The organism is Cellulomonas sp. FA1 (genome assembly GCF_000986825.1).
Lineage (GTDB): Bacteria > Actinomycetota > Actinomycetes > Actinomycetales > Cellulomonadaceae > Cellulomonas > Cellulomonas iranensis.
This window is the reverse complement of sequence record NZ_LBMY01000001.1, coordinates 419911-442827: the sequence shown is the minus strand read 5'-3', so window position 1 is coordinate 442827 and position 22917 is coordinate 419911. Positions and strand designations below refer to the sequence as shown.

Below are 22917 nucleotides of genomic sequence, written 5' to 3'. Positions count from 1 at the left end.
TGTCACCTCCACCTCCTAGGCTGTCGCCCATGACGCGCAGCGGAGTGCCCCTCGACGACCTCGACCCCACGGTGCGACCCCAGGACGACCTCGACGCGTACGTCAACGGCCGGTGGCGCGCGTCGTACGAGATCCCGCCGGACCGCTCGACGGACGGGCCGTTCCGCGCGCTGTACGACCAGGCCGAGCGGCAGGTCCTCGACATCATCACGGACGCCGCGCAGGCCGCGACGACCGGTGACGCGGACGGCGTCGAGGCGAAGATCGGCGCGCTGTACGCGAGCTTCATGGACACCGACGCGGTCGCCGCGGCGGGCGTCGAGCCGCTGCGCGACGACCTCGCGGCGGTCGACGCCGCGACCTCGCCGGCCGAGCTGACGACCGCGCTCGGCGCGCTGCAGCGCACGGGTGCGCTGTCGGCGGTCGACCTGTACGTCGACAACGACGCCAAGGACCCCGACACGTACGTCGTGCACCTCGTGCAGGGCGGCCTGGGCCTGCCCGACGAGGCGTACTACCGCGAGGACCAGCACGCCGAGGTGCGCGAGCAGTACCTGCCCCACGTCGCGCGGATGCTGCGGCTCGCGGCGCCCGTCTCGGGCGTGGTCGCCGCGGGCGACCCCGACGACCTCGCGGCGCGCGTGGTCGCCCTCGAGTCGCGGCTCGCGGCGCACCACTGGGACGTCGTGAAGGACCGCGACGCCGAGCTCACCTACAACGCGCTCACGCTCGCCGAGCTGGTCGAGCGCGCGCCCGGCTTCGACTGGCGCGCGTGGGCCGTCGCGCTCGGCGCGCCCGCGGGTGCGCTCGACCGGCTCGTCGTGCGCGAGCCGTCGTTCGCCGAGGGCTTCGCGCAGCTCTGGGCGGAGGTCCCGCTCGCGGACTGGCAGGCGTGGGCCACGTACCACGTGGTCTCCGCGCGCGCGCCGTACCTCACGGACGAGGTCGTCGAGGCGAACTTCGACTTCTACGGCCGCACGCTCTCGGGCGCGCAGGAGGTCCGCGACCGCTGGAAGCGCGGCGTCGGCCTGGTGCAGGGCGCGCTGGGCGAGGCCGTCGGCAAGGTGTACGTCGAGCGGCACTTCCCGCCGTCGCACAAGGAGCGCATGGACGCGCTCGTGGCCCACCTCGTCGAGGCGTACCGCGAGTCGATCACGTCCCTGGAGTGGATGGGCGAGGAGACCCGCCGTCGCGCGCTCGACAAGCTCGAGGCCTTCACGCCGAAGATCGGCTACCCCGCCCGGTGGCGCGACTACTCGGCGCTGACCGTCCGCGCCGACGACCTGCTGGGCAACGTGCGGCGCGCCAACGCGTTCGAGCTCGACCGCGAGCTGCACAAGATCGGCCGGCCCATCGACCGCGACGAGTGGTTCATGACGCCGCAGACCGTCAACGCGTACTACAACCCCGGCATGAACGAGATCGTCTTCCCGGCCGCGATCCTGCAGCCGCCGTTCTTCGACGCCGACGCGGACGACGCCGTGAACTACGGCGGCATCGGCGCGGTCATCGGGCACGAGATCGGCCACGGGTTCGACGACCAGGGCTCGAAGTACGACGGCGACGGCCGGCTCGTCGACTGGTGGACGGCCGAGGACCGCGCCGAGTTCGAGCGACGCACGCGCTCGCTCGTCGACCAGTACGCGCAGTACTCGCCGCGCCAGCTGGACGGCAGCCACCGCGTCAACGGCGAGCTCACGATCGGCGAGAACATCGGCGACCTCGGCGGCCTCGCGATCGCGGTCCGTGCGTACGAGATCGCGCTCGGGCACCCGATCGACCAGGCGCCCGTGCTCGACGGCCTCACGGCGCTGCAGCGGCTGTTCGTCGGCTGGGCGCACTCGTGGCGCACCAAGGCCCGCGACGCCGAGATGATCCGCCGGCTCGCGACCGACCCGCACTCGCCCGACGAGTTCCGCTGCAACGGCGTCGTGCGCAACATCGACGAGTTCTACGTCGCGTTCGACGTGCAGCCCACCGACGCGCTGTGGCTGGACCCGCAGGAGCGCGTGCGCATCTGGTGACGGCCCGGGCCGGTGCCGTGCCGCGGGCCTACCGCGGCACGGCACCGGCCTTTTCACCCGGCTGAGATCCCGCGCTGGACGCGTGTCCACGACGGCGCGCCTGTCATCGTGGGCCGCCGGGAGGCGACCGCACGAGCCGCCCCCGCCGGGGAGGTCGGCGCCATGCGTGCAGCGCTCGCGGCCCTCGACGTCCTCGTCGCGCTGACGTGCGTCGTGCTCGCGGTCGCGGCGGTGCGCCGCCGCGCCGAGGCGCCCGGCGCCGGACCGCTGGCGGCGCTGCTGCTCGGCCTCGCCGCGTGGGGCCTGGGTGGCGCGTACGTGACGGCCGCCGACGCCGCCGCACCCGGCGTCTTCCTCGCGCGGCACCTCGCCGAGGGCGCGACGCTCGTGGTCGCGGTCGCGCTGTGGTTCGTCGTCGCGTCGGTCGTGGACCCCACCCGGCGTCCCTCGCGCGCCGTGCGCACGCTCGTCCTCATCCCGGCCGGCACGGCGCTCGTCCTGCTCGCGACCGACCCGTGGCACCACCGCTACTTCGAGCTCGCCGGCGACGGCGTCGCGCCCGGACCCGCGTACTGGGTGGGCACGGCGGCCTGCTACCTGACGGCCGGGCTCGCGGTCGCGGGCGGGCTGCTCGCGCTGCCGTCCGCCGGCCCGTTCCGCCGCCGCCAGCTGCGGGTCGTGCTGCTCGGCGTCGCGCCGACCGTCGTGTCGTCGACCGCCGGGCTCGTGTGGGCGCTGAGCGACTCGGACGGCGGCCAGCTCGCACGGCTCGGCTTCGGGCCGACGGCCGTGATCGTCACGGTCGCCGTCTTCCGGCACGAGATGGTGCGCGTCGCCACGGTCGCGCGCGAGCAGGTCTTCGAGCACCTCGCGCAGGCCGTCGTCGTGACCGACCACACGGGCCGCCTCGTCGACCTCAACCCGGAGGGGCGCACGCTCGTCGCGCGCATCGCACCGGGCGCCCGCGGCGACCTCACGCTGACCGACCTCGGCCTGACCCTGCCGGACCCCGAGGACCTCGAGGACGTCCTGCTGCGCGAGGTGCCCGTCGCGCAGGACGCCTGGATCGACGTCCGGGCGCGCGCGCTGCGCGACCCGCACGGACGGCACGTCGGCTGGGTCCTGCTGGTGTCGGACGTGACCGACGAGGTGCGTCGCGTGCGGCAGCTGCGCGCGTCGACGCTCGAGCTGCTGACGCGCACGACCGACCTGTCCATCGCGAACCAGCGCCTCAACGCCGAGCTCGTCAGCGCCGAGCAGGTGCGGGCCCAGCTCAGCGACGACCTGCAGCACGACGAGCTCACGGGCCTGCACAACCGGCGCGCGCTCGAGCCCTCCGTGGGCGCGGCGCTCGACGCGGCGCGCGCGTCGCACGGCCACGCGTCGCTCGTCGCGCTCGACGTCGACCACTTCAAGGACGTGAACGACGCGCACGGGCACGCCGTCGGCGACACCGTGCTGCGTGCGGTCGCCGCGGGCCTCGCCGCGCACGCCCGACCGACCGACACCGTGGTCCGGGTCGGCGGCGAGGAGTTCGTGCTCGTCATGCCGGGCATCGACCACGCCGCGGCGCTGCGGCGGGCGCACGAGCTGCGCGTGCACGCCGGCGCGGCACCGGGCGCCGTCGGCGCACCGCGGGTCACGCTGTCCGCGGGCGTCGCGAGCTTCCCGCAGGACGGCACGACACCCGCGGACGTCCTGGAGGCCGCCGACCGCGCGCTCTACGCCGCGAAGCGGCGCGGGCGCGACCGCGTCGAGAGCGCCACCACCACCGGCCGCGACCCGCAGGTGCGACCCGCCTGAGCGGGACGTGAGGGCGCGGCGGCACGCGTCAGGGCAGCGTCACCCACTGCGCCCGGGCGAGGCGGAAGCCGACGCCCGCGGCGTCGGTGCACGTCACGCCGTCGGTGCCCGACGAGCACGTGTACCCGCCGACGGTCTGCGTCGCGCCGTACGCGAGCTCGACCGGCGTGCCGAGGTCCGGGACGCCGTCGTCCTCGCACTGGAACGCGAAGCCGTCCGCGTCGAGCCGCACCACGTGCCCGGCGCCCGCGTCGCACCCCGTGACCTGCGGCGGTGCGTACGTGAAGGTCCCGATCGTGCAGACCACGCCGCTCGTGCTCATCTCGCACTCGATGTTGCCGCTGGGCAGCGCGAACGTCACGGGCCGGTCCGCGGCGGCGGCGGGCGTCGGCGACGCGGACGCGGACGCGTCGGCCGCCCCCGCGTCGTCGCGGCCGCCGCCCCCACGGCCGGGCAGGGTCACGGCGAGCACGACCACGAGCAGCACCACGAGCAGGGCGTCCACCAGGAGAAACGCCTTCATCCCGCGACTCAGGCCCGCGAACGGGCCGCGCCCGCTCACGCCGGGTCGGGTGCGTCGAACACCGGACCCTGGGTCCGGGTGCGCTTGAGCTCGTAGAAGCCCGGGACGCTCGTGACGAGCGCGAGCCCGTCGAACAGCCGGCCGGCGTCCTCGCCGCGCGGCGCGGGGGTGATGACGGGGCCGAAGAACCCGACGCCGTCGATCGCCACGACGGGCGTCCCGACCTCGTCGCCGACGAGGTCCAGCGCGCGCTGGTGCGACGCGCGCAGCAGGTCGTCGACCTCCTGCGTCGCGGCGACGTCCGCGAGCGCCGCGGGCAGCCCGACCTCGGCGAGCGACTCGGCGACGATCGCGTCGGTGTCGCTGCGACCCCCGGGGTGCCGGCGGGTGCCCATCGCGTCGTAGAGCGGCTTGAGCACCTCGTCGCCGTGGTCGCGCGCCGCCGCGACGAGGACCCGCACGGGGCCCCACGAGGCGTCCATGAGCTCGCGGTACCGCTCGGGCAGGTCGCGTCCCTCGTTGAGGACGGACAGGCTCATCACGTGCCAGCGGACGTCGACGTCGCGCACGCGCGTCACCTCGTCCATCCAGCGGGACGTCATCCACGCCCACGGGCAGGCGGGGTCGAACCAGAAGTCGACGACGGGCACGGCGCTCTCCTCTCGCTGACCAACCTGCCGAGTGTGCCCCGTCGCGCGCCCGTGTGCACAACCGTCCAGGTCGTGCCCGGGCGCGACGCGGCCCGGGGGGTGCGCGCAGGCCGGTGCCGCGTCCCGCCTGCGTGGCATGATCGTGCGGTCGCGCACGAGCGACATCGGTTGCGAACCGCGCCCGGCCGCCCGACCCCCGTCGCCGCCGACCGTCCCGGTCCGCCGTCACCGTCCCGCCGCGGCCACCGCCGCCCACCGATCGGAGATCGTCCGTGCCCGGAGAGAACCTCACCCGCGCCGAGGCCGCCGAGCGTGCGGCGCTCGTGCGCACGCACGCGTACGACGTCGAGCTCGACCTCACCACGGGCCCCACGACGTTCGCGTCGCGCACGACCGTGCGGTTCGCCGCGACGCCCGGTGCGAGCACGTTCGTCGACCTCATCGCCCCGGCCGTCCACGAGGTCGTCCTCAACGGGCGACGGCTGGACCCGGCGGAGGTCGTCGCGGACTCGCGCATCCACCTGAGCGACCTCGCCGCGGAGAACGAGCTGACGGTCGTCGCGGACTGCGCCTACATGCACACGGGCGAGGGCCTGCACCGCTTCGTCGACCCGGTCGACGACGAGGTCTACCTCTACAGCCAGTTCGAGGTCGCCGACTCGCGCCGCGTGTTCGCGGTGTTCGAGCAGCCCGACCTCAAGGCCACGTTCACGTTCACGGTCACGGCGCCGGCGCACTGGACGGTCGTGTCGAACTACCCGCAGGTCGGCGAGCCCGAGCCCGTCCCGGGCGGGCGCAACCTCAACGGCGGGCGCGACGCCGGCACCGCGACGTGGCGGTTCGAGACGACGCCGCGCATCTCGTCGTACATCACCGCGGTGGTCGCCGGCCCTTACCACGGCGAGCACGGCGAGCTCACGAGCAGCGACGGCCGCACGATCCCGCTCGGCGTGTACTGCCGTGCGTCGCTCGCGCAGCACCTCGACACCGACGAGATCCTCGACGTCACGCGCGCGGGCTTCGCGTTCTACGAGGAGAAGTTCGGGTTCCCGTACCCGTTCGCCAAGTACGACCAGCTGTTCGTGCCCGAGTTCAACGCGGGCGCCATGGAGAACGCCGGCGCGGTGACGTTCCTCGAGTCCTACGTGTTCCGCTCCAAGGTGCCCGAGGCCACGATCGAGCGGCGCGCCGTGACGATCCTGCACGAGCTCGCGCACATGTGGTTCGGCGACCTGGTCACCATGCGCTGGTGGGACGACCTGTGGCTCAACGAGTCGTTCGCGGAGTACGCGTCGACGCTCGCCGCGGCCGAGGCGACCCGCTGGACGAGCTCGTGGACGACGTTCTCGTCGCTCGAGAAGTCGTGGGCGTACCGCCAGGACCAGCTGCCGTCGACGCACCCGATCGTCGCCGACATGCGCGACCTCGAGGACGTCGAGGTGAACTTCGACGGCATCACGTACGCCAAGGGCGCCTCGGTGCTCAAGCAGCTCGTGTCGTGGGTCGGCCAGGAGCAGTTCTTCGCCGGTGTGCGCGCGTACTTCCAGCAGCACGCGTGGGGCAACACCCAGCTGCGCGACCTGCTCACCGAGCTCGAGGCCACGAGCGGCCGCGACCTGTCCGCGTGGTCGGCGCTGTGGCTCGAGAAGGCCGGCGTCACGCTGCTGCGGCCCGCGGTCGAGGTGGACGCCGACGGCGTGATCACGTCGTTCGCGGTCCTGCAGGAGGTGCCCGACGAGCACCCCGTGCAGCGCCCGCACCGTCTCGCGGTCGGCGGCTACGAGCTGCAGGGCGAGGGCGACGACGCGCGGCTCGTGCGCACCGTGCGCGTCGAGCTCGACGTCGACGGCGCCCGGACCGAGGTCCCCGAGCTCATCGGCGTGCCGCGGCCCGCGCTGCTGCTCGTGAACGACGACGACCTCGCGTACGCGAAGGTGCGGCTCGACCCGCACTCCCTCGCGACCGCCGTCGCGCACCTCGACAAGTTCACCGACTCGCTGCCCCGCACGCTCGTGTGGGCGGCGGCGTGGGACGCGACGCGCGACGGCGAGACCCCGGCACGCGACTTCGTCGACCTCGTGCTCGGCAACGTCGCGCACGAGACGGACTCGTCGGTCGTGCTCGTGCTGCTGCGGCAGCTCGCGACGACGCTCGACCTGTACGTCGCACCCGAGCACCGCGAGGCGACGGCCGTCGCGGCGGCCGACCGGCTGCACGCGCTCGCGCAGGCCGCACCCGCCGGGTCCGACCTGCAGCTGCAGCTCGTCAAGGCGTTCGCGGCCCGCGCGCGCACGGCCGCGCAGCTCGACGCGGTCGCCGACCTGCTCGACGGACGCGTGACGCTCGACGGCCTGTCGATCGACACGGACCTGCGGTGGGAGCTGCTCACGGCGCTGGTCGCCGGGGGCCGCGCCGGTGAGGCGGACGTCGCCGCGCAGCAGGCCGCCGACCCGACCGCGACGGGGCAGCGCGCCGCTGCCGCCGCGCGGGCGGCGGTGCCCACGCCGGAGGCGAAGGAGGCGGCCTGGGCCGCCGTCGTCACGGGCGACGAGCTGCCGAACGCGCTGCAGGCGGCGACCATCAGCGGGTTCGGCCGCGTGCACGACGCGTCGCTGCTGCTGCCGTTCGTCGAGCGCTACTTCGCCTCGCTCGAGGGCGTGTGGTCCGACAAGACCAACGAGATGGCGCAGAACGTCGTGCTGGGGCTGTACCCGACCGAGCTCGCGGACGACGCCCGGGCCGACGTGCTCGGTGCGACCGACGCCTGGCTCGCGGCGCACCCCGACGCGCCCGCCGCGCTGCGGCGGCTGCTCGCGGAGTCCCGCGACGGCGTGCGGCGCGCGCTCGCCGCGCAGGAGGCGGACCGCCGCCGCGCCTGAGCGCGGCACGACCACGGCCGGGTCCCGCGCGGGGCCCGGCCGTCGTCGTGCGTCAGCGGCGCGGCTGCCGCCCGGGCTGCTGCGCGAGCCAGCGCCGCGCGGCGCGCGGGCTCGTGAGCCGCACGACGCGCGGCCCCGGGCCGCCCGCGAGCGCGGCGTACCGTTCCCGCACCCGCGCGTACGAGGTCCACGCCCACAGCACGATGTTGTCCTCGGGGTCGCGCCGCACGAGGTTGCGCAACGACTCGCGGTTGCCGTGCCACAGCTCGCGGCGCGTCAGGCCGCGCCACACCGACCGCCGCACGACGCGTGCCATGACGACGCGGCGCGGGTAGTCCAGCCACACGACAGCGTCCGCGTCGTCGAGCGCGTCGCCGAGGTTCGTGGCCCAGTTGCCGTCGGCGACCCACGCGCCGCCCCCGGTGCGTGCACGCACGTCGGCGCGCGCCTCGTCGGCGTCGCGCATGACCCAGCCCGGCCCCCAGAACACCTCGTCGAGCTCGACGTGCGGCACGCCCAGCGCGTCGGCGAGGCGGCGCGCGAACGTCGTCTTGCCCGACCCGGACGTCCCCACGACCCGCACGCGCCGCAGCGGTGCGGTCACCGCCGCATGACGCGCGCGAGCGACTCGGCGCGCGCGTGCGTGAACAGGTCGTCGAGCAGCACGAGGCGCCCGGTGCCGTCGGCGAGCGGCACCTTCCAGTTCGGGTACTCCTGGTCGGTGCCGGGCTGGTTCTGCGCGCGTCGCTCCCCCACCGCGTCGGCCAGCGAGACGCCCAGCAGCACCGCCGGCGTCGCGCGGATCCACGCGTGCAGGGCCTCCACGACCTCGCGCTCGGACGGGTCGTCCCCGACGAGGCCACGGTCGCGCAGCGCCGCGAGCATGCGGTCCCGCTCGGCCGCGGCCTCGGCGCGCACCTCGCGCGCGGGGCGCGTGAGCAGCCCCAGGCGCTCGCGCAGCGCGACGTGCTCACCCGCGAGGTAGCCGGCCGTCGGCGGCAGGTCGTGCGTCGTGACGGTCGCGAGCGCCAGCCGCCGGTAGGACTCGGGCGCGCGCGGGCTCCCGTCGGCCTCCTGCTCGAACCACAGCACCGAGGTGCCCAGCACGCCGCGCTCGGACAGGTAGTCCGCGACCCACGGCTCGACGGTGCCGAGGTCCTCGCCGATGACGACGGCCCCGGCGCGGTGCGCCTCGAGCGCGAGGATGCCGACGAGCGCGTCGTGGTCGTAGCGCACGTACGCGCCGTCGGTCGCGGCGTTGCCCGCGGGCACCCACCACAGCCGGAACAGGCCGATGACGTGGTCGATCCGGATGGCGCCCGCGTGCCGCAGCACGGTGCGCAGCATGTCGCGGTACGGCCGGTAGGCCGCCCGCGCGAGCGCCTCGGGGTGCCACGGCGGCTGCGACCAGTCCTGCCCCTGCTGGTTGTACATGTCGGGCGGCGCGCCGACCGACGCCCCGGTCGCGAGCACGTCGCGCAGCGCCCACGCGTCGGCGCCCTCGGGGTGCACGCCGACCGCGAGGTCGTGCATGATCCCGAGCGCCATGCCGTTCTCGCGTGCGACGCGCTGCGCGTGCTCGAGCTGCTCGTCGGCCACCCACTGCAGCCACGAGTGGAACACCACGCGGTCGTGCAGCTCGACCGCCGCGGCCGCGACCGCGTCGGACAGCGGGTCGTGCAGCTCCGCCGGCCAGCCCGCGGGCGGACCGTGCCGCTCGACGAGCGCGCACCACAGCGCGAACTCGCGCAGCCCCTCGCCCTGCTCCTCGACGAACGCGTCGAACGCCGCCTGCCGCGCGGGCGACCGCGGGTGCGCGAACACCACCTCGAGCGCGGACCTCTTGGCCGCCCACGCGGTGTCGCGGTCGATCGGCCCGGGGTCCGTGTCGAGCACGAGCACGGGCTCGGCCGCCCACTCGACGAGCGCGCGGTCGGCCGCGGAGAGGTACGCGGTCTCGCGCACGTCCTCGACGCGGACGTACAGCGGGTTGACGAACCGGCGCGTGGCCGGCAGGTAGGGGCTGGGGGTCAGCGGCTCGACGGGCTCGGCCGCGTGCAGCGGGTTGACGAGCAGGAAGTCCGCGCCCCAGCGACGGCCCGCGAGCCACCCGAGCTCGGCGAGGTCCGCGAGGTCGCCGACGCCCCACGACGCGCGCGAGCGCACCGAGTAGAGCTGCGCCATGACGCCCCAGGCACCGCCGTCGCGCAGGCGCTGCGGGAGGTCGAGCCGGTCCGGCGTGACGACGACCGGGCTGTGCGCCTGCGCGCTGGGCCCCTCGGCGTGGATCTCGTGCCAGCCGAGCGGCAGGTCCGGCGGCAGCTCGAACGTGGCCCGGCCCACGAGCCGGCCGTCGACGGTGCGCGGCTCGACGACGACGTCGACCTGCGTGACCTCGCGGCGGCCGCCGCCGACCTCGGGGGCGAGCTCGAGCCAGACGTCGACGGGGTCGCCGTGCGTGACGTGCACCGGGACCCGCACGGTCCGGCCCGCGCGCGTCACGACCACCGGCGGCAGCGTGCGCCGCCACGGCGTGTTCTCGACGTGCGCGAGCGCGAGCGCGACGCGCTGCGGGCTCGACGCGTCGACGCCGAGCGCGGCGAGCACCCGCACGACGGTCTCGTCGGTGGCCTCGTGCTCGAGGCCGTCGTGGCCGCGGTAGCCGGGCACGACGTCGTAGGCGGCAGCGAGCCGCCGCAGGTCCTCGTGGATGGTCGCGTCCGGCACGCCTCGATCCTGCCAGAGCGCACGCGGCACGGCGCGTGACGGGGCCCACGGGCCCACCGACGCGCGCGAGGTGGGGCTCCCGGGCCCGTGCGTCGGCCCGTCGAGGCCCGGCAGCGTAGGGCCGGACGTCGGCGTGGAGGGCGTGGACGTCCCCCGGTCGACGCCGGCGCTGGTGGGACCCCGCGCCGGCGTCGACGTCGGGTCGCCGACGCCGGGACCACGGGCCGGCCCCGTACCCTGGTGCGCCGTGACGACCCCACCTCCCGCGTACCCCGCGGCACCCCGGACCGACCTCGTCGAGGACCTGCACGGGCACCGCGTCGCGGACCCGTTCCGCACGCTCGAGGACGCCGACGACGCACGCACGCAGGCGTGGTCGCGCGCGCAGGACGACCTGTGGGAGGCGTACCGCGCGCGCGCCGAGGACGCCGCGACGGGGACGCCGTTCGCGGCCGACGCGCTCACGGCGCGGCTGCGGACGCTGCTCGGTGCGGGCTTCGTCGGCGCACCGGCGTGGCGTGGCGAGCGCCGGTTCTTCTCGCGACGCGCGGGCGACCAGGAGCACGCGGTCGTCGTGGTCGCCGAGCCGGGCCCGGGGGGCACGACGACCGAGCGCGTGCTCGTCGACCCGCTCGCGCTCGACGCGGGCGGCACCACGACGCTCGACGCGTGGCAGCCGTCGAAGGAGGGCCACCTGCTGGCGTACCAGGTGTCGCACGGCGGGACCGAGGAGAGCGTCCTGCACGTGCTGGACGTCGCGAGCGGCGAGCTGGTCGACGGGCCCGTCGACCGCGCGCGCTACTCGCCCGTCGCGTGGCTGCCCGGCGGCGACGCGTTCTACTACGTGCGCCGCGTCGCGCCCGACCTCGTGCCGGCCGACGAGCGGCAGTACCACCGCCGGGTCTGGCTGCACCGCGTGGGCACGCCCCCCGAGCAGGACGTCGAGGTGTTCGGCGCCGGGCTCGACCTGACGAGCTACTACGGCGTGCAGGTCAGCCTCGACGGCCGCTGGCTCGTCGTGTCGGCGTCGGCGGGCACGGCGCCGCGCACGGACGTGTGGATCGCCGACCTCACGGCGCCCGGCGCGCACGCGGCACCGACGTTCGTGGAGGTCGCGGTCGGGCTGGACGCGGAGGTCGGCGCGTGGGTCGCGCGCGACGGCCGGCTCTACGTGCACACCGACCTCGACGCGCCGCGCGGCCGGCTCGCGGTCACGGACCCGACGACGCCCGGGGTCGCGCACTGGCGCACGCTGCTGCCGCAGGACGACGTCGCGGTGCTCGAGGGCGTCGCGTTCGTCGACGACGGCGACCCCGCACGCCCGACGGGGCTGCTCGCGTCGTGGCGCCGGCACACCGTCAGCGAGGTCACGGTGCACGACCCCGCGACGGGTGACCGCACGGGCGAGGTCCCGCTGCCCGGGCTGGGCTCCGTGCCGGGGCTCGTCACGCGGCCCGAGGGCGGCCCCGAGGTGTGGTTCTCGTACACCGACCACGTGACGGTCCCCCGCGTCCACCGCTACGACGCGCGGACGGGCGCCGTCGACGTGTGGGCCGAGCCCCCCGGCGAGGTGCCCGACGTCCCCGCGGTGCGCACGCAGCAGGTCGAGGTCACGAGCGCCGACGGCACCACGGTGCGGGCGTTCGTCCTGGCGCGCGCCGACCGGCTCGACGCCGACGGGCGCCCGCTCGCGCCCGCCCCGACGGTCCTCTACGGCTACGGCGGCTTCCAGATCAGCCTCGACCCGGCGTACTCGGCGACCACGCTCGCGTGGGTCGAGGCGGGCGGCGTGTACGTCGTGGCGCACCTGCGCGGCGGCGGCGAGGAGGGCGAGGAGTGGCACCGCGCCGGCATGCGCGGCGCCAAGCAGAACGTCTTCGACGACTTCCACGCGGTCGCCGAGCACCTCGTGGCCGGCGGGTGGACCACGACCGACGCGCTCGCGTGCTGGGGCGGGTCGAACGGCGGCCTGCTGGTCGGCGCGGCCGTCACGCAGCGGCCCGACCTGTGGGCGGCGGCCGTGTGCTCGGCGCCGCTGCTCGACATGGTGCGCTACCAGCGGTTCGGGCTCGGCGTGACGTGGACCGAGGAGTACGGCGACGCCGACGACCCGGTCGAGCTGGGCTGGCTGCTGGGCTACTCGCCGTACCACCGCGTGGTCGACGGCACCGCCTACCCCGCGGTGCTGCTCACGGTCTTCGAGGGCGACACCCGGGTCGACCCGCTGCACGCGCGCAAGCTCGCGGCGGCCCTGCAGGCCGCGACGTCCTCCGACCCGCTCGAGCGGCCGGTGCTGCTGCGGCGCGAGGTCGGCGTCGGGCACGGCGCCCGGGCGCTGTCGCGCACGGTCGTGCTGTCGGCCGAGCAGCTGCGGTTCGTGGCGGACCGCACGGGCCTCCTGGCGACGCTGCGCGGGGGTGCGGCGTGATCGCGGGCGCGGGCGCGGTCGTCTCGACCGCGACCCCCAGCGACGACCCGACCGTGCCGTCCTTCACGCCCGACGGCCTGTCGGTGCCGGAGTGGGCCGCCCAGTGGGGCGACTGGTTCGTGGGCGTCCCGCTGCGGATCGTGCTGATCCTCGTGATCAGCGCGCTCGTGCTCCTCGCGCTGCGCCGCGCGATCTCGACGGTGACGCGCCACGTGGCCGAGGGCGAGCCGGCGATCGAGCGCGGCGTGCTGCGGCCGCTGGGCCGCTCCGAGGTGGGCTCGGTGCTGCTCAAGGCGAACCCGCTCGCCACCGCGCGACGCGCGCAGCGCGCCCGCACGATCGGCTCGGTGCTGCGCTCGACCGCGTCGATCGTCGTCGGCTCGATCGCCGCGATCCTCGTGCTCGACGCGCTGGGCATCAACCTCGCGCCGTTCATCGCGTCGGCCGGGATCGTCGGCGTGGCCGTCGGCTTCGGCGCGCAGAGCCTCGTGAAGGACTTCCTGTCCGGGCTGTTCATGCTGCTCGAGGACCAGTACGGCGTGGGCGACGTCGTCGACGTCGGGCCCGCGACGGGTACGGTCGAGGCGGTCGGGCTCCGGGTCACCAAGCTCCGCGACGGCGACGGCACGCTCTGGTACGTGCCGAACGGCTCGATGGTGCGCGTCGGCAACAAGACCCAGGGGTGGGCGACCGCGGTCGTCGAGGTCGACGTCGACTACTTCGTCGACGTCGAGGAGGCCCGCGCGCTGCTCGAGGAGGCGGCCGCGACGGTCGCCGCCGACCCGGTCGTGGGTGCGTACCTGCAGGGTGCGCCGAGCGTCACCGGCGCCGAGAAGCTCGCCGCCGACGCCGTGGGGCTGCGGCTGTCGGTGCGCACGGCGCCCGCGATGCAGTGGGAGGTGGCCCGGCACCTGCGTGTCGAGGTGCGCCGCGTCCTGGAGCGCGCGGGCGTCCCCCTCGCGGGTCAGCGGGAGGCGTTCGAGGCGTACCAGGAGCGGCTGGCGGGCGGGACGGCGGCCGTGGACGCGACGCCGGCGGACGACGCAGACCCCCCGGACGGGGCGGCGACGGGCGCCGACGCGTCGGCGGCCGCTCCCCCGGCGCGCGACCCCCGGGACACGCCGGTCCACGAGGTCGTCGAGCCGCCCGAGCCCCCGGGGCCGACGCGCGCCTGAGCGTCGGTCGACGGCGCTGCAGGTCGGCGGCGCGGCAGGTCGGCGGACGGGTCAGCCCGCGGCCCACTCCAGGAGCGGGGCGCCGGCCACGACGTGCTCGCCGTCGGCGGCGAGCACCGTGACGTGCGTCGCGTCGCCCTGCAGCGCGACCACGGGGCACACGGTCGCCAGGCCCGCCGCCGCGACGTCGACCGGCGACCACGTGAGCACGCGCTGCCCCGCGCGCACGCGCTGACCGCGCTCGACGTGCAGGTCGAAGCCCGACCCCCGCAGGCTCACGGTGTCGATGCCGACGTGCACGAGCACGCCGCGCCCGTCGTCGAGCTCGAGCGCGAACGCGTGCGGGTGCAGCGCGCCCACGACGCCGTCGCACGGCGCGAGGACGTCCTGGCGGCCCGTCCGGTCGGGCTCGACCGCGACGCCGGGGCCGACCATCTCCTGCGCGAACACGGCGTCGGGCACCGCGGCCAGCGGTCGGACCACGCCGGGCACGGGGCTCGTGAGCCGGAGCGCCGTCACGCGCGGGCGCCGGTCAGCGCAGGTGGTCGAGCTCGGCGGCCAGGTTGTCGGCCTCGGGGCCGACGATGACCTGGACGATCCGGCCCGAGCGCACGACGCCGAACGCGCCGCTCGCCTTGAGCGCGGACTCGTCGACGAGCTGCGCGTCACCGACCTCGACACGCAGCCGCGTGATGCAGGGCTCGAGGTCCACCACGTTGGCCTCGCCGCCGAGTGCGGCCAGGATCTGCTCTGCCTTGCTCAATGGCTCTCCCCGGGATCGTCGTCGCCGCGTGGCGCAGGAGCGGCGCGGGAGAACGGCCTCCCGTGCGCCCTCGGCCCCTGCGTGTCGCGTGCGGTGGGCCCAGGCTACCTCCGTCGGCGCGCGACCCGCCCGTGGCGTCCACGCGGCGTCCGGCACGGCGGCCCGGGCAGCCGGCGCCGCGCGCGCCCGGTGCGTGTCGCCGTTGGACCCGCGCCGGTCGGCGGGCCAGACTGCGAGGGCACGGCGACGACGGCGGGCCCGCACCCGCCACCCCCGCGCCGCCGGCACGCACCGAGGAGGTCCGGGTGGTCAGCACGCAGGTCGTGACGGGTATCGGCGTGAGCCCGGGGCGTGCGGTCGGCCCGGTGGTGCACCTGCCCGACGCGGTCGCGGAACCGCCCGCGGGGCGTCGTCTGCCGCCGGGGGCGGACACCGACGGCGCCGCCGAGGAGGTCGCACGGGCGGCCGCGGCGGTGCGCGACGAGCTCGACGCCGCGGCCGACGCGGCCGACGGCGAGGTCGCTGCGCTGCTCTACGCGACCGCGGCGATGGCCGCCGACCCCTCGCTCGTGGCCGACGCGCAGCACCGCGTGCGCACCGAGCACCTCGTGCCCGAGCGTGCCGTGTGGGAGGCGGCCGACGCGGTCTGCGCGCAGCTCGAGGCGCTGGGCGGCTACATGGCCGAGCGCGTGCGCGACGTGCTCGACGTGCGCGACCGGCTCGTCGCCCGGCTCACGGGCCAGCAGGCCCCGGGCGTCCCGGTGCGGACCTCGCCGTACGTGCTCGTCGCGCACGACCTGGCGCCCGCGCTGACGGCGACCCTCGACCCGGCGCGGGTCGTCGCGGTGGTCACGGCCGCCGGCGGGCCGACCTCGCACACGGCGATCCTCGCGCGAGCGCGGGGCATCCCGGCCGTGGTCGCCGCGGCCGGTGCGCTGGACGTGCCCGAGGGCACCGTCCTGCTCGTGGACGGGGCCGCGGGCACGGCCACGCCCGACCCGTCCGACGAGGCCGTGGCGCGCGTGCGCGCGCTGGCGGGCGCGACCCGCACGTTCGACGGCGACGGGCGCACCGCCGACGGGCACCGCGTCGAGCTGCTCGCGAACGTCGGCGACCCGGCCGAGGCGCAGGCCGCCGCCGACTCGGGCGCGCAGGGCGTCGGCCTGTTCCGCACGGAGTTCGCGTTCCTCGACCGCACGCAGGCGCCCGACGTCGACGAGCAGACCGCCGCGTACGGCCGCGTGCTCGCCGCGTTCGAGGGCCGCAAGGTCGTCGTCCGGACGCTCGACGCGGGGGCCGACAAGCCGCTGCCGTTCCTGCACGCGGCGCCGGAGGCGAACCCCGCGCTCGGCGTGCGCGGCCTGCGCGTCGCGCAGGCGCGCCCCGACGTCCTCGAGGACCAGCTCACGGCGATCGCCCGCGCGGCCGCCGCGCACCCGGGCACGACGACGTGGGTCATGGCCCCGATGGTCGCGACCGTCGACGAGACCGAGCACTTCGTCGCGGCGTGCGCACGCCACGGCCTGCCGACCGCCGGGATCATGGTCGAGGTGCCGAGCGCCGCGCTGCTCGCCGGTCCGCTGCTCGCGCACGCCCGGTTCGCGAGCATCGGCACCAACGACCTGACGCAGTACACGATGGCCGCCGACCGGCTGCTGGGGGACGTCGCGGCGCTCTCGGACGCGTGGCAGCCGGCCGTGCTGCGCCTCGTCGAGGCGACCTGCCAGGGCGGCGCCGCGCAGGCCCGGCCCGTGGGGGTGTGCGGCGAGGCCGCCGCCGACCCCGCGCTCGCGGTCGTGCTGGTGGGGCTCGGCGTGACGTCGCTGTCGATGACGCCGCGCGCGCTGCCCGACGTCGCGGCGGTGCTGGCCGCGACCGACCTCGCGACGTGCCGCGTGCTCGCGCGGCGCGCCGCCGACGCCCCGAGCGCTGCCGACGCGCGCGCCGCCGTGCGCGCGGACCTGCCCGTGCTCGACGAGCTCGGGCTCTGACCGCCGCGGCCCGGACGGCCGCGGACGGGGCCCCTGACGTGGCACGACGCACACCTGCGCGCCCGCGGGCGCGCAGGGGCCGCATGTGAGGATGGTGCGCGTGAGAGACGACTCGTTCTACGCCGCGATCGGTGGTCACGACACGTTCGTGCGGCTCGTCGACGAGTTCTACCGCGGCGTCGCCGCCGACCCGGTGCTGCGGCCGATGTACCCCGAGGAGGACCTCGGGCCCGCCGCGCGGCGCATGACGATGTTCCTCGAGCAGTACTGGGGCGGTCCGTCCACGTACTCCGAGGAGCGCGGCCACCCGCGCCTGCGCATGCGGCACCAGCCGTTCAAGGTCAACCCCGACGCACGCGACCGGTGGCTCACGCACATGCGGGCCGCCGTCGACTCGCTCGACCTCGCTCCCCTGCACCGGGCGCAGCTCTGGGACTACCTCGAGCGCGCCGCGCACTCGCTGATCAACACCTTCGAGGACTGACATGGGCCGCCCCACGGACGACTTCCCCGACGACGGCGGCGCGACCGCCGCGGTGCTGCAGGCGCTCGACCTGAGCGCCGACCCGACGTACCCGGACCTCTACCAGGGCCCGAACCTCAGCGGGCCCCGCGCGCGCGTCTACGGCGGGCAGGTGCTCGCGCAGGCCACGGTCGCGGCGGGGCGCACGGTCCCGGCCGACCGGCTGCCGCACTCGCTGCACGGCTACTTCCTGCGTGCGGGCGACCCGACGATCCCGATCGAGTTCTCGGTCGAGCGGCTGCGCGACGGCCGCTCGTTCACGGCCCGCCGCGTGCACGCGCTGCAGGAGGGCCGCCCGATCCTGTCGATGATCGCGTCGTTCCAGGAGCACCAGAGCGGCCTCGAGTACGCCGAGGAGATGCCCGCCGACGTGCCCGAGCCGACGCAGGTGCGCTCGGCGCTCGACGAGCTCGCGGGCATCGACCACCCCGCCGCGCGGTTCTGGGCGCAGGAGTCCGCGTTCGACCTGCGGCACGTGGGCCGCTCGCTGTTCCTCGCCCCCGACACCGACTCGCCGCTGGGCCGCCAGATGGTGTGGATGCGGGCGCGCGCGCCGCTGCCCGACGACCAGCTGCTGCACCGCGCGCTGCTCGCGTACGCGTGCGACCAGGTCATGCTCGAACCCGTGCTGCGGCGCGCGGGCCGCGCGTGGGTCTCGGCGAACCAGTCGATGGCGAGCCTCGACCACGCGATGTGGTGGCACCGCGACGTGCGCGTCGACGAGTGGCTGCTGTTCGTGCAGTCGACGCCGAGCGCGCAGGGCGGGCGCGGCCTGGGCGCGGCGCGCGTGTTCGACCGTGCCGGGACGCTCGTCGCGTCGATGGCGCAGGAGGGCATGATCCGGCTCCCCGCCGACGCCTGACGCGACCTCGCGCCAACGGTGCGGCGCACGTCACCCGGTCCGGCATGCGCGACCGCGCGGGCCGGGTGACACTGCCCGCATGGTTCGGCTCCGACGGGTGCGCATCGACCAGCCGGGGTGGACGCGGCGACGGTCCGGCTCGGGCTTCGTGTACCTCGACCTGGACCGGCGTCGCATCGCGGACCCCGAGCACCTCGACCGGATCACGACGCTCGCGATCCCGCCGGCGTGGCGCGAGGTGTGGATCTGCCCGCTCCCGCAGGGGCACATCCAGGCCGCCGGCCTCGACGACGCGGAGCGCCGCCAGTACCTGTACCACCAGCAGTGGCACGCGCGGCGGGCGCGGCTCAAGCACGAGCACGTCCTGCAGGTCGCCCGCCGGCTGCCCGCCGCGCGGCGCCGCGTGCGGGCGGACCTCGCGCTCGACGGGTTCCCGAGGGACAAGGCGCTCGCGCTCGCGTTCCGTCTGCTCGACCGCGCGTACCTGCGGGTCGGGACCGAGGGGTACACGCGGCGGCACGGCTCGTTCGGGCTCGCGACGCTGCGCCGCGAGCACGTCCACGTGCTGCCGGACGAGGACGGCCGCCCCGGCGCGGTGCACCTGCGCTTCCCCGCGAAGTCGGGGCAGGTGCGCGACACGGTCGTCGACGACGAGACCGTCGCGGAGCTCGTCCGCACGCTGCTGCGCCGCCGCGACGACAGCCCCGAGCTGCTCGCGTGGCGCGACGACGCGGGCTGGCACGACGTGACGAGCGCGGACGTCGGCGGCTACGTGCGCGACCGGCTCGGCGAGGCCACGCCCAAGGACTTCAGGACGTGGCACGCGACGGTCCTCGCGGCGCGGGGCCTTGCGGACGCCGGTCCCCCGCCGGCCAGCGAGCGGGGCCGACGCCGGGTCGTCACGTCGGTCGTCAAGGCCGTCGCCGAGGAGCTCGGCAACACGCCGACCGTGGCGCGTGCGTCGTACGTCGACCCGCGCGTCGTCGAGCTGTGGGAGCGCGGCGTGACGATCGCGCCCACGCGCTCGCAGGCGGTCGGCGAGCGGCGCACGCTCGAGCTGCTGACGTCCTGAGCACGCGCTGAGCGTCGCGGTCGCCCGGCGTGCGGGGCACCGGTGCGGGCCGCAGACTGCAGCGATGAGCGACGAGCGTCCCGACCTCCCGCCCGGGACCGCCCCCGAGGCCGACCTCGCGCCGACGCCCGTCGCGACGACCCTGCCGGGGCTCGTGCCCGGCACGGGCCCCGACGGCCGGCCGCGGCCCGACGCGCCGCTCGTCGCCGTCACGGGCGTCACCGGGTACGTCGGCGGTCGCCTCGTGCCCGAGCTGCTCGCCGCGGGGTACCGCGTGCGCGCGCTCGCGCGTCACCCCGAGCGGCTGCGCGGCCGTCCCTGGTACGACCAGGTCGAGGCCGTGCGCGCCGACGCGTCCGACCCCGAGCAGATCCGCGCCGCGCTCGACGGCGCCGACGTCGCGTACTACCTCATCCACTCGCTGGGCACGGGCCGGTCGTTCGAGCAGCGCGACCGGCACACCGCGCTCGTGTTCGGGCGGGCCGCCCGCGAGGCGGGCGTCGGGCGCATCGTCTACCTGGGCGGGCTGCACCCCGAGGGCGAGGAGCTGTCGCCGCACCTGGCGTCGCGCACCGAGGTGGGCGAGATCCTGCTCGCGTCGGGCGTGCCGACCACCGTGCTGCGCGCCGCGGTGATCCTCGGCTCGGGTTCCGCGTCGTTCGAGATGATGCGGTACCTCACCGAGCGGCTGCCGGCGATGACCGTGCCGAAGTGGGTCTCCAACCGCATCCAGCCCGTCGCGATCCGCGACGTGCTGCGCTACCTCGTCGGCTCGGCGGCGATGCCGGCGGACGTCTCGCGCGCGTTCGACATCGGCGGGCCCGAGGTGCTGACGTACCGCGACATGATGCAGCGGTACGCACGCATCGCGGGCCTGCCGCCGCGCGTCATCGTGCCCGTGCCCGTGCTGTCGCCGCGGCTGTCGAGCCTGTGGGTCTCGCTGGTCACGCCCGTGCCGGGCGGGCTCGCGCGGCCGCTCGTGGAGTCGCTCGTGCACGAGGTCGTGTGCGATGAGCACGACGTCGCCGCGTACGTGCCCGACCCGCCCGAGGGCCTGATCGGCTTCGACCGCGCGGTGCGCCTCGCGCTCGCGCGCGTGCGCGGTGCGAGCGTCGCGACCCGGTGGTCGTCCGCCGCGGCGCCCGGGGCGCCGAGCGACCCGCTGCCGTCCGACCCCGACTGGGCCGGCGGCTCGCTGTACGTCGACGAGCGGCGCGTGCGCGTCGACGCCTCCCCCGCGGCGCTGTGGCGCGTCGTCGAGGCCGTGGGCGGCGAGCGCGGCTGGTACTCGTGGTCGCTCGCGTGGCGCGTGCGCGGCCTGCTCGACCGCGTGGTCGGCGGCCCCGGGCTGCGGCGCGGGCGCCGCGACCCCGCGCGGCTGCTCGTCGACGACGCGGTCGACTTCTGGCGCGTCGAGGAGATCCGGCCGGGGCGGCTGCTGCGGCTGCGCGCCGAGATGCGGCTGCCCGGGCTCGCGTGGCTCGAGCTGCGCGTCGAGCCGGACGACGACGCGGCCGCGGACGACGACGGCGCGGGCGCCTGGGACCCCGAGCAGTGGCGCCGGCCGCCGGTGGTCTTCGCGCAGCGCGCGCTGTTCCACCCGCACGGCCTGGCCGGCCAGCTCTACTGGTGGGCCGTGTACCCGTTCCACGGCGTGGTGTTCGGCGGCATGCAGCGCAACGTCGCGCGGGCCGCCGAGCGCGCCGAGCGCGCGCGCCGCGACCGCGGGGGCGCGGAGCCGGGCGTCACGCGCGACGGCGCATGACCACGGGCTCCTCGAGGTACGGCTCCCAGACGGCACGCTCGTCCGCCGTCAGCCGGCGCGGCGCACCCGTCGCGGTGTCCACCAGCACGATCGTCGTGACGGCCTTCGCGAACACGGTCGCGCCGGGCGTCGTCGTCGGCGCGTCCCGCACCTCGTAGCAGACGTCGAGGCTCGCGCCGCCCAGGTGCCCGATCCACAGCTCGATGACGACGGGCGCGCGCCGGTACGGCAGCGGCCGCACGTACTGGATCTCCTGGCGCGCGACGAGCGTCGACGTGAGCGCACCGGGCCCGGCGTCGAGCACCGCGGTGGGCCGCCCGCCGTCGGCCGGCGTGCCGTCGGGGGCGTCGGGGTGGCGCCAGAACACCTCGATGCGCGCCTCCTCCAGCAGGCGCAGCATCTCGACGTTGTTGACGTGCGCGTACGCGTCCATGTCGGACCAGCGCAGCTGCACCGGCACCTCGATCCTCGCCATGCCCGTCCCCTCGTCGTGCCCGCACCGACGCCCCTGCGCGCCCCGTCCCGGCCATCCTCGCGCGGGACGCGACGCCGCGGGAAATCGGTGGCCGCGCACACCCGGCCCCCGCCAGGGTGGTCGCCATGAGCAGCACCACCACGTGGCGGGTCGAGGACGCCCCGCGCACGCCGAGCGACCCCGCCCACCCCGACGCGTGGGCCGTGCAGGCCCTGTGCGACATCGACCACGCGCGCCAGCACGCGCTGCACGGCTGGACCGACCTGTGGGCGCCGCTCGTGGTGCGCGTGCCGATCCTGCTGTCGGACGACTACGGGACGAAGCTCGTGGCCGTCGCGCTGGCCCCCGACGCGCCCGCGAGCCCCGCCGCCGACGACGTCCTCGGCGTGGGCGTAATCGTGCTGCCGCACGCCGACAACACGCACGTCGCGCACGTCGACGTCGCGGTCCGGCCCGGGCACGAGGGCCAGGGCATCGGCACGGCGCTGCTGCGGCACGTCGAGGAGGTCGCCGCGGCGCACGACCGCACGTCGCTGCTGGCCTGGACGACGCACGCACCCGAGCCGCCGCCCGGACCGGGCGCGCTCGAGGCGCCGACCGGCGAGGGCCGCGTGCCGGCCGACGCGCACGCGGTGCGGTTCGCGCAGCGCCACGGCTACGTGCTCGAGCAGGTCGCCCGGCACTCCGTCCTGACCCTGCCGGGCGATGAGGACGCGCGCGCCGCGCTCCTCGCCGACGCGCGTGCCGCCGCCGGCCCCGACTATCGCACGCACACGTGGTGGGACGCCGTGCCCGACGCGTGGCTCCCGGCGCTGGCGGTGCTGTGGACCCGCATGAGCACGGACGCGCCGAACGCGGGGTACGACACCGAGGAGGAGCGCTGGGACGCCGAGCGGGTGCGCCACCACCTGCTGACGCGCGCGCAGCGCCACCAGCGCGTGCTGCTCACGGCCGCCGAGCACGTGCCGACCGGGACGCTCGCGGCGTTCACGGTGCTCGAGGTGCCCGTGCCGGACGTGCCGTTCGGGTTCCAGGAGGACACGCTCGTGCTGCGCGAGCACCGCGGTCGCCGGCTCGGCATGCTCGTCAAGGCCGTCAACCTCGACGCGTACACCGCCTGGCGCCCCGGCGAGCGCCGCCTGCACACGTGGAACGCGCAGGAGAACGCGCACATGCTCGCGATCAACGTCGCGCTCGGGTACGCGCCGCAGGCGGTCAGCGCGGGGTGGCAGCGGCGCACGACGTGACGTGCCGGGC

General features: G+C 76.2%; 18 protein-coding genes. 11 read left to right on the top strand and 7 right to left on the bottom strand.

All coding sequences use genetic code 11. The features are described from left to right. Positions 1 to 29: 29 nt before the first annotated feature. A complete protein-coding gene (locus GY42_RS01925) occupies positions 30 to 2024 on the top strand; it encodes a M13 family metallopeptidase (RefSeq protein WP_046528029.1) in 1995 nt (664 codons plus the stop codon). Between the two features lie 162 nt (positions 2025 to 2186). Beyond that, on the top strand, positions 2187 to 3827 hold the full coding sequence (locus GY42_RS01920) for a diguanylate cyclase (RefSeq protein ID WP_152667204.1): 1641 nt from the start codon (positions 2187 to 2189) through the stop codon (positions 3825 to 3827). Positions 3828 to 3855: 28 nt separating this feature from the next. On the opposite strand, the gene GY42_RS01915 is transcribed toward GY42_RS01920, so the two are convergent. Together GY42_RS01915 and GY42_RS01910 are read right to left on the bottom strand one after the other, a co-directional pair. Next, positions 3856 to 4350 carry a DUF6636 domain-containing protein gene (locus GY42_RS01915; protein ID WP_046528027.1) on the bottom strand — a complete coding sequence of 165 codons (495 nt, stop codon included), beginning with the start codon at positions 4348 to 4350 and terminating at the stop codon, positions 3856 to 3858. A 35-nt stretch (positions 4351 to 4385) separates the two neighbouring features. Beyond that, positions 4386 to 5000 (bottom strand): mycothiol-dependent nitroreductase Rv2466c family protein, encoded by a 615-nt coding sequence (locus GY42_RS01910; protein ID WP_046528026.1) that lies wholly within the window; start codon positions 4998 to 5000, stop codon positions 4386 to 4388. Between the two features lie 272 nt (positions 5001 to 5272). Here GY42_RS01910 and pepN point away from each other — a divergent pair, with 272 nt between their 5' ends. After that, entirely contained in the window at positions 5273 to 7879 is a 2607-nt protein-coding gene (gene pepN / locus GY42_RS01905) for an aminopeptidase N (RefSeq protein ID WP_046528025.1), read from the top strand. A gap of 52 nt (positions 7880 to 7931) precedes the next feature. Here the strand turns inward: pepN and GY42_RS01900 are convergent, their stop codons facing one another. Both GY42_RS01900 and malQ read right to left on the bottom strand, forming a co-directional pair. Continuing rightward, a complete protein-coding gene (locus GY42_RS01900; RefSeq protein WP_052748169.1) occupies positions 7932 to 8483 on the bottom strand; it encodes a toxin in 552 nt (183 codons plus the stop codon). Beyond that, entirely contained in the window at positions 8480 to 10606 is a 2127-nt protein-coding gene (gene malQ, locus GY42_RS01895) for a 4-alpha-glucanotransferase (RefSeq protein WP_046528024.1), read from the bottom strand. The genes GY42_RS01900 and malQ overlap by 4 nt, the downstream gene beginning before the upstream one ends. 247 nt (positions 10607 to 10853) lie before the next feature. On the opposite strand from malQ, the gene GY42_RS01890 reads away from it, so the two are divergent. Beyond that, positions 10854 to 13034 carry a prolyl oligopeptidase family serine peptidase gene (locus tag GY42_RS01890; protein WP_046530432.1) on the top strand — a complete coding sequence of 727 codons (2181 nt, stop codon included), beginning with the start codon at positions 10854 to 10856 and terminating at the stop codon, positions 13032 to 13034. Further along, on the top strand, positions 13031 to 14209 hold the full coding sequence (locus GY42_RS01885) for a mechanosensitive ion channel family protein (RefSeq protein WP_236686688.1): 1179 nt from the start codon (positions 13031 to 13033) through the stop codon (positions 14207 to 14209). Before GY42_RS01890 ends, GY42_RS01885 begins: the two co-directional genes overlap by 4 nt. 51 nt (positions 14210 to 14260) lie before the next feature. Here GY42_RS01885 and GY42_RS01880 read toward each other — a convergent pair whose 3' ends face one another. Continuing rightward, a complete protein-coding gene (locus tag GY42_RS01880) occupies positions 14261 to 14728 on the bottom strand; it encodes a PTS sugar transporter subunit IIA (RefSeq protein WP_046528023.1) in 468 nt (155 codons plus the stop codon). Positions 14729 to 14741: 13 nt separating this feature from the next. Further along, the gene (locus GY42_RS01875) at positions 14742 to 14972 is read right to left on the bottom strand and encodes a glucose PTS transporter subunit EIIB (protein WP_046528022.1); all 231 of its coding nucleotides are present in this window, start codon (positions 14970 to 14972) and stop codon (positions 14742 to 14744) included. A gap of 305 nt (positions 14973 to 15277) precedes the next feature. Here GY42_RS01875 and ptsP point away from each other — a divergent pair, with 305 nt between their 5' ends. The 5 genes from ptsP (at position 15278) to GY42_RS01850 (ending at position 21185) form a co-directional block, all read left to right on the top strand. Next, positions 15278 to 16963: a phosphoenolpyruvate--protein phosphotransferase gene (gene ptsP / locus GY42_RS01870; protein WP_046528021.1), complete on the top strand. Its 1686-nt coding sequence runs from the start codon at positions 15278 to 15280 to the stop codon at positions 16961 to 16963. Positions 16964 to 17063: 100 nt separating this feature from the next. Next, on the top strand, positions 17064 to 17447 hold the full coding sequence (locus GY42_RS01865; protein WP_046530430.1) for a globin: 384 nt from the start codon (positions 17064 to 17066) through the stop codon (positions 17445 to 17447). 1 nt (position 17448) lies between these two features. Next, positions 17449 to 18348, top strand: a complete 900-nt coding sequence (locus GY42_RS01860) for an acyl-CoA thioesterase (protein ID WP_046528020.1) — start codon at positions 17449 to 17451, stop codon at positions 18346 to 18348. A 79-nt stretch (positions 18349 to 18427) separates the two neighbouring features. Then, the gene (locus tag GY42_RS01855) at positions 18428 to 19420 is read left to right on the top strand and encodes a DNA topoisomerase IB (RefSeq protein ID WP_046528019.1); all 993 of its coding nucleotides are present in this window, start codon (positions 18428 to 18430) and stop codon (positions 19418 to 19420) included. A gap of 64 nt (positions 19421 to 19484) precedes the next feature. Next, a complete protein-coding gene (locus tag GY42_RS01850) occupies positions 19485 to 21185 on the top strand; it encodes an SDR family oxidoreductase (protein ID WP_046528018.1) in 1701 nt (566 codons plus the stop codon). Here GY42_RS01850 and GY42_RS01845 read toward each other — a convergent pair. After that, entirely contained in the window at positions 21166 to 21660 is a 495-nt protein-coding gene (locus tag GY42_RS01845) for an acyl-CoA thioesterase (RefSeq protein ID WP_046528017.1), read from the bottom strand. The two genes, GY42_RS01850 and GY42_RS01845, sit on opposite strands and share 20 nt — an antisense overlap. Before the next feature lie 125 nt (positions 21661 to 21785). On the opposite strand from GY42_RS01845, the gene GY42_RS01840 reads away from it, so the two are divergent. Beyond that, the gene (locus GY42_RS01840; RefSeq protein ID WP_046528016.1) at positions 21786 to 22907 is read left to right on the top strand and encodes a GNAT family N-acetyltransferase; all 1122 of its coding nucleotides are present in this window, start codon (positions 21786 to 21788) and stop codon (positions 22905 to 22907) included. Positions 22908 to 22917: the final 10 nt, after the last annotated feature.

What these genes read in the sequence shown, in the direction of transcription:
- GY42_RS01860 (WP_046528020.1), top strand. Translation starts at nt 17,449, where the DNA reads ATGGGCCGCCCCACGGACGACTTCCCCGACGACGGCGGCGCGACCGCC.
- GY42_RS01925 (WP_046528029.1), top strand. Translation starts at nt 30, where the DNA reads ATGACGCGCAGCGGAGTGCCCCTCGACGACCTCGACCCCACGGTGCGA.
- GY42_RS01845 (WP_046528017.1), bottom strand. Translation starts at nt 21,660, where the DNA reads ATGGCGAGGATCGAGGTGCCGGTGCAGCTGCGCTGGTCCGACATGGAC.
- GY42_RS01840 (WP_046528016.1), top strand. Translation starts at nt 21,786, where the DNA reads ATGAGCAGCACCACCACGTGGCGGGTCGAGGACGCCCCGCGCACGCCG.
- GY42_RS01915 (WP_046528027.1), bottom strand. Translation starts at nt 4,350, where the DNA reads ATGAAGGCGTTTCTCCTGGTGGACGCCCTGCTCGTGGTGCTGCTCGTG.
- GY42_RS01920 (WP_152667204.1), top strand. Translation starts at nt 2,187, where the DNA reads ATGCGTGCAGCGCTCGCGGCCCTCGACGTCCTCGTCGCGCTGACGTGC.
- GY42_RS01855 (WP_046528019.1), top strand. Translation starts at nt 18,428, where the DNA reads ATGGTTCGGCTCCGACGGGTGCGCATCGACCAGCCGGGGTGGACGCGG.
- GY42_RS01850 (WP_046528018.1), top strand. Translation starts at nt 19,485, where the DNA reads ATGAGCGACGAGCGTCCCGACCTCCCGCCCGGGACCGCCCCCGAGGCC.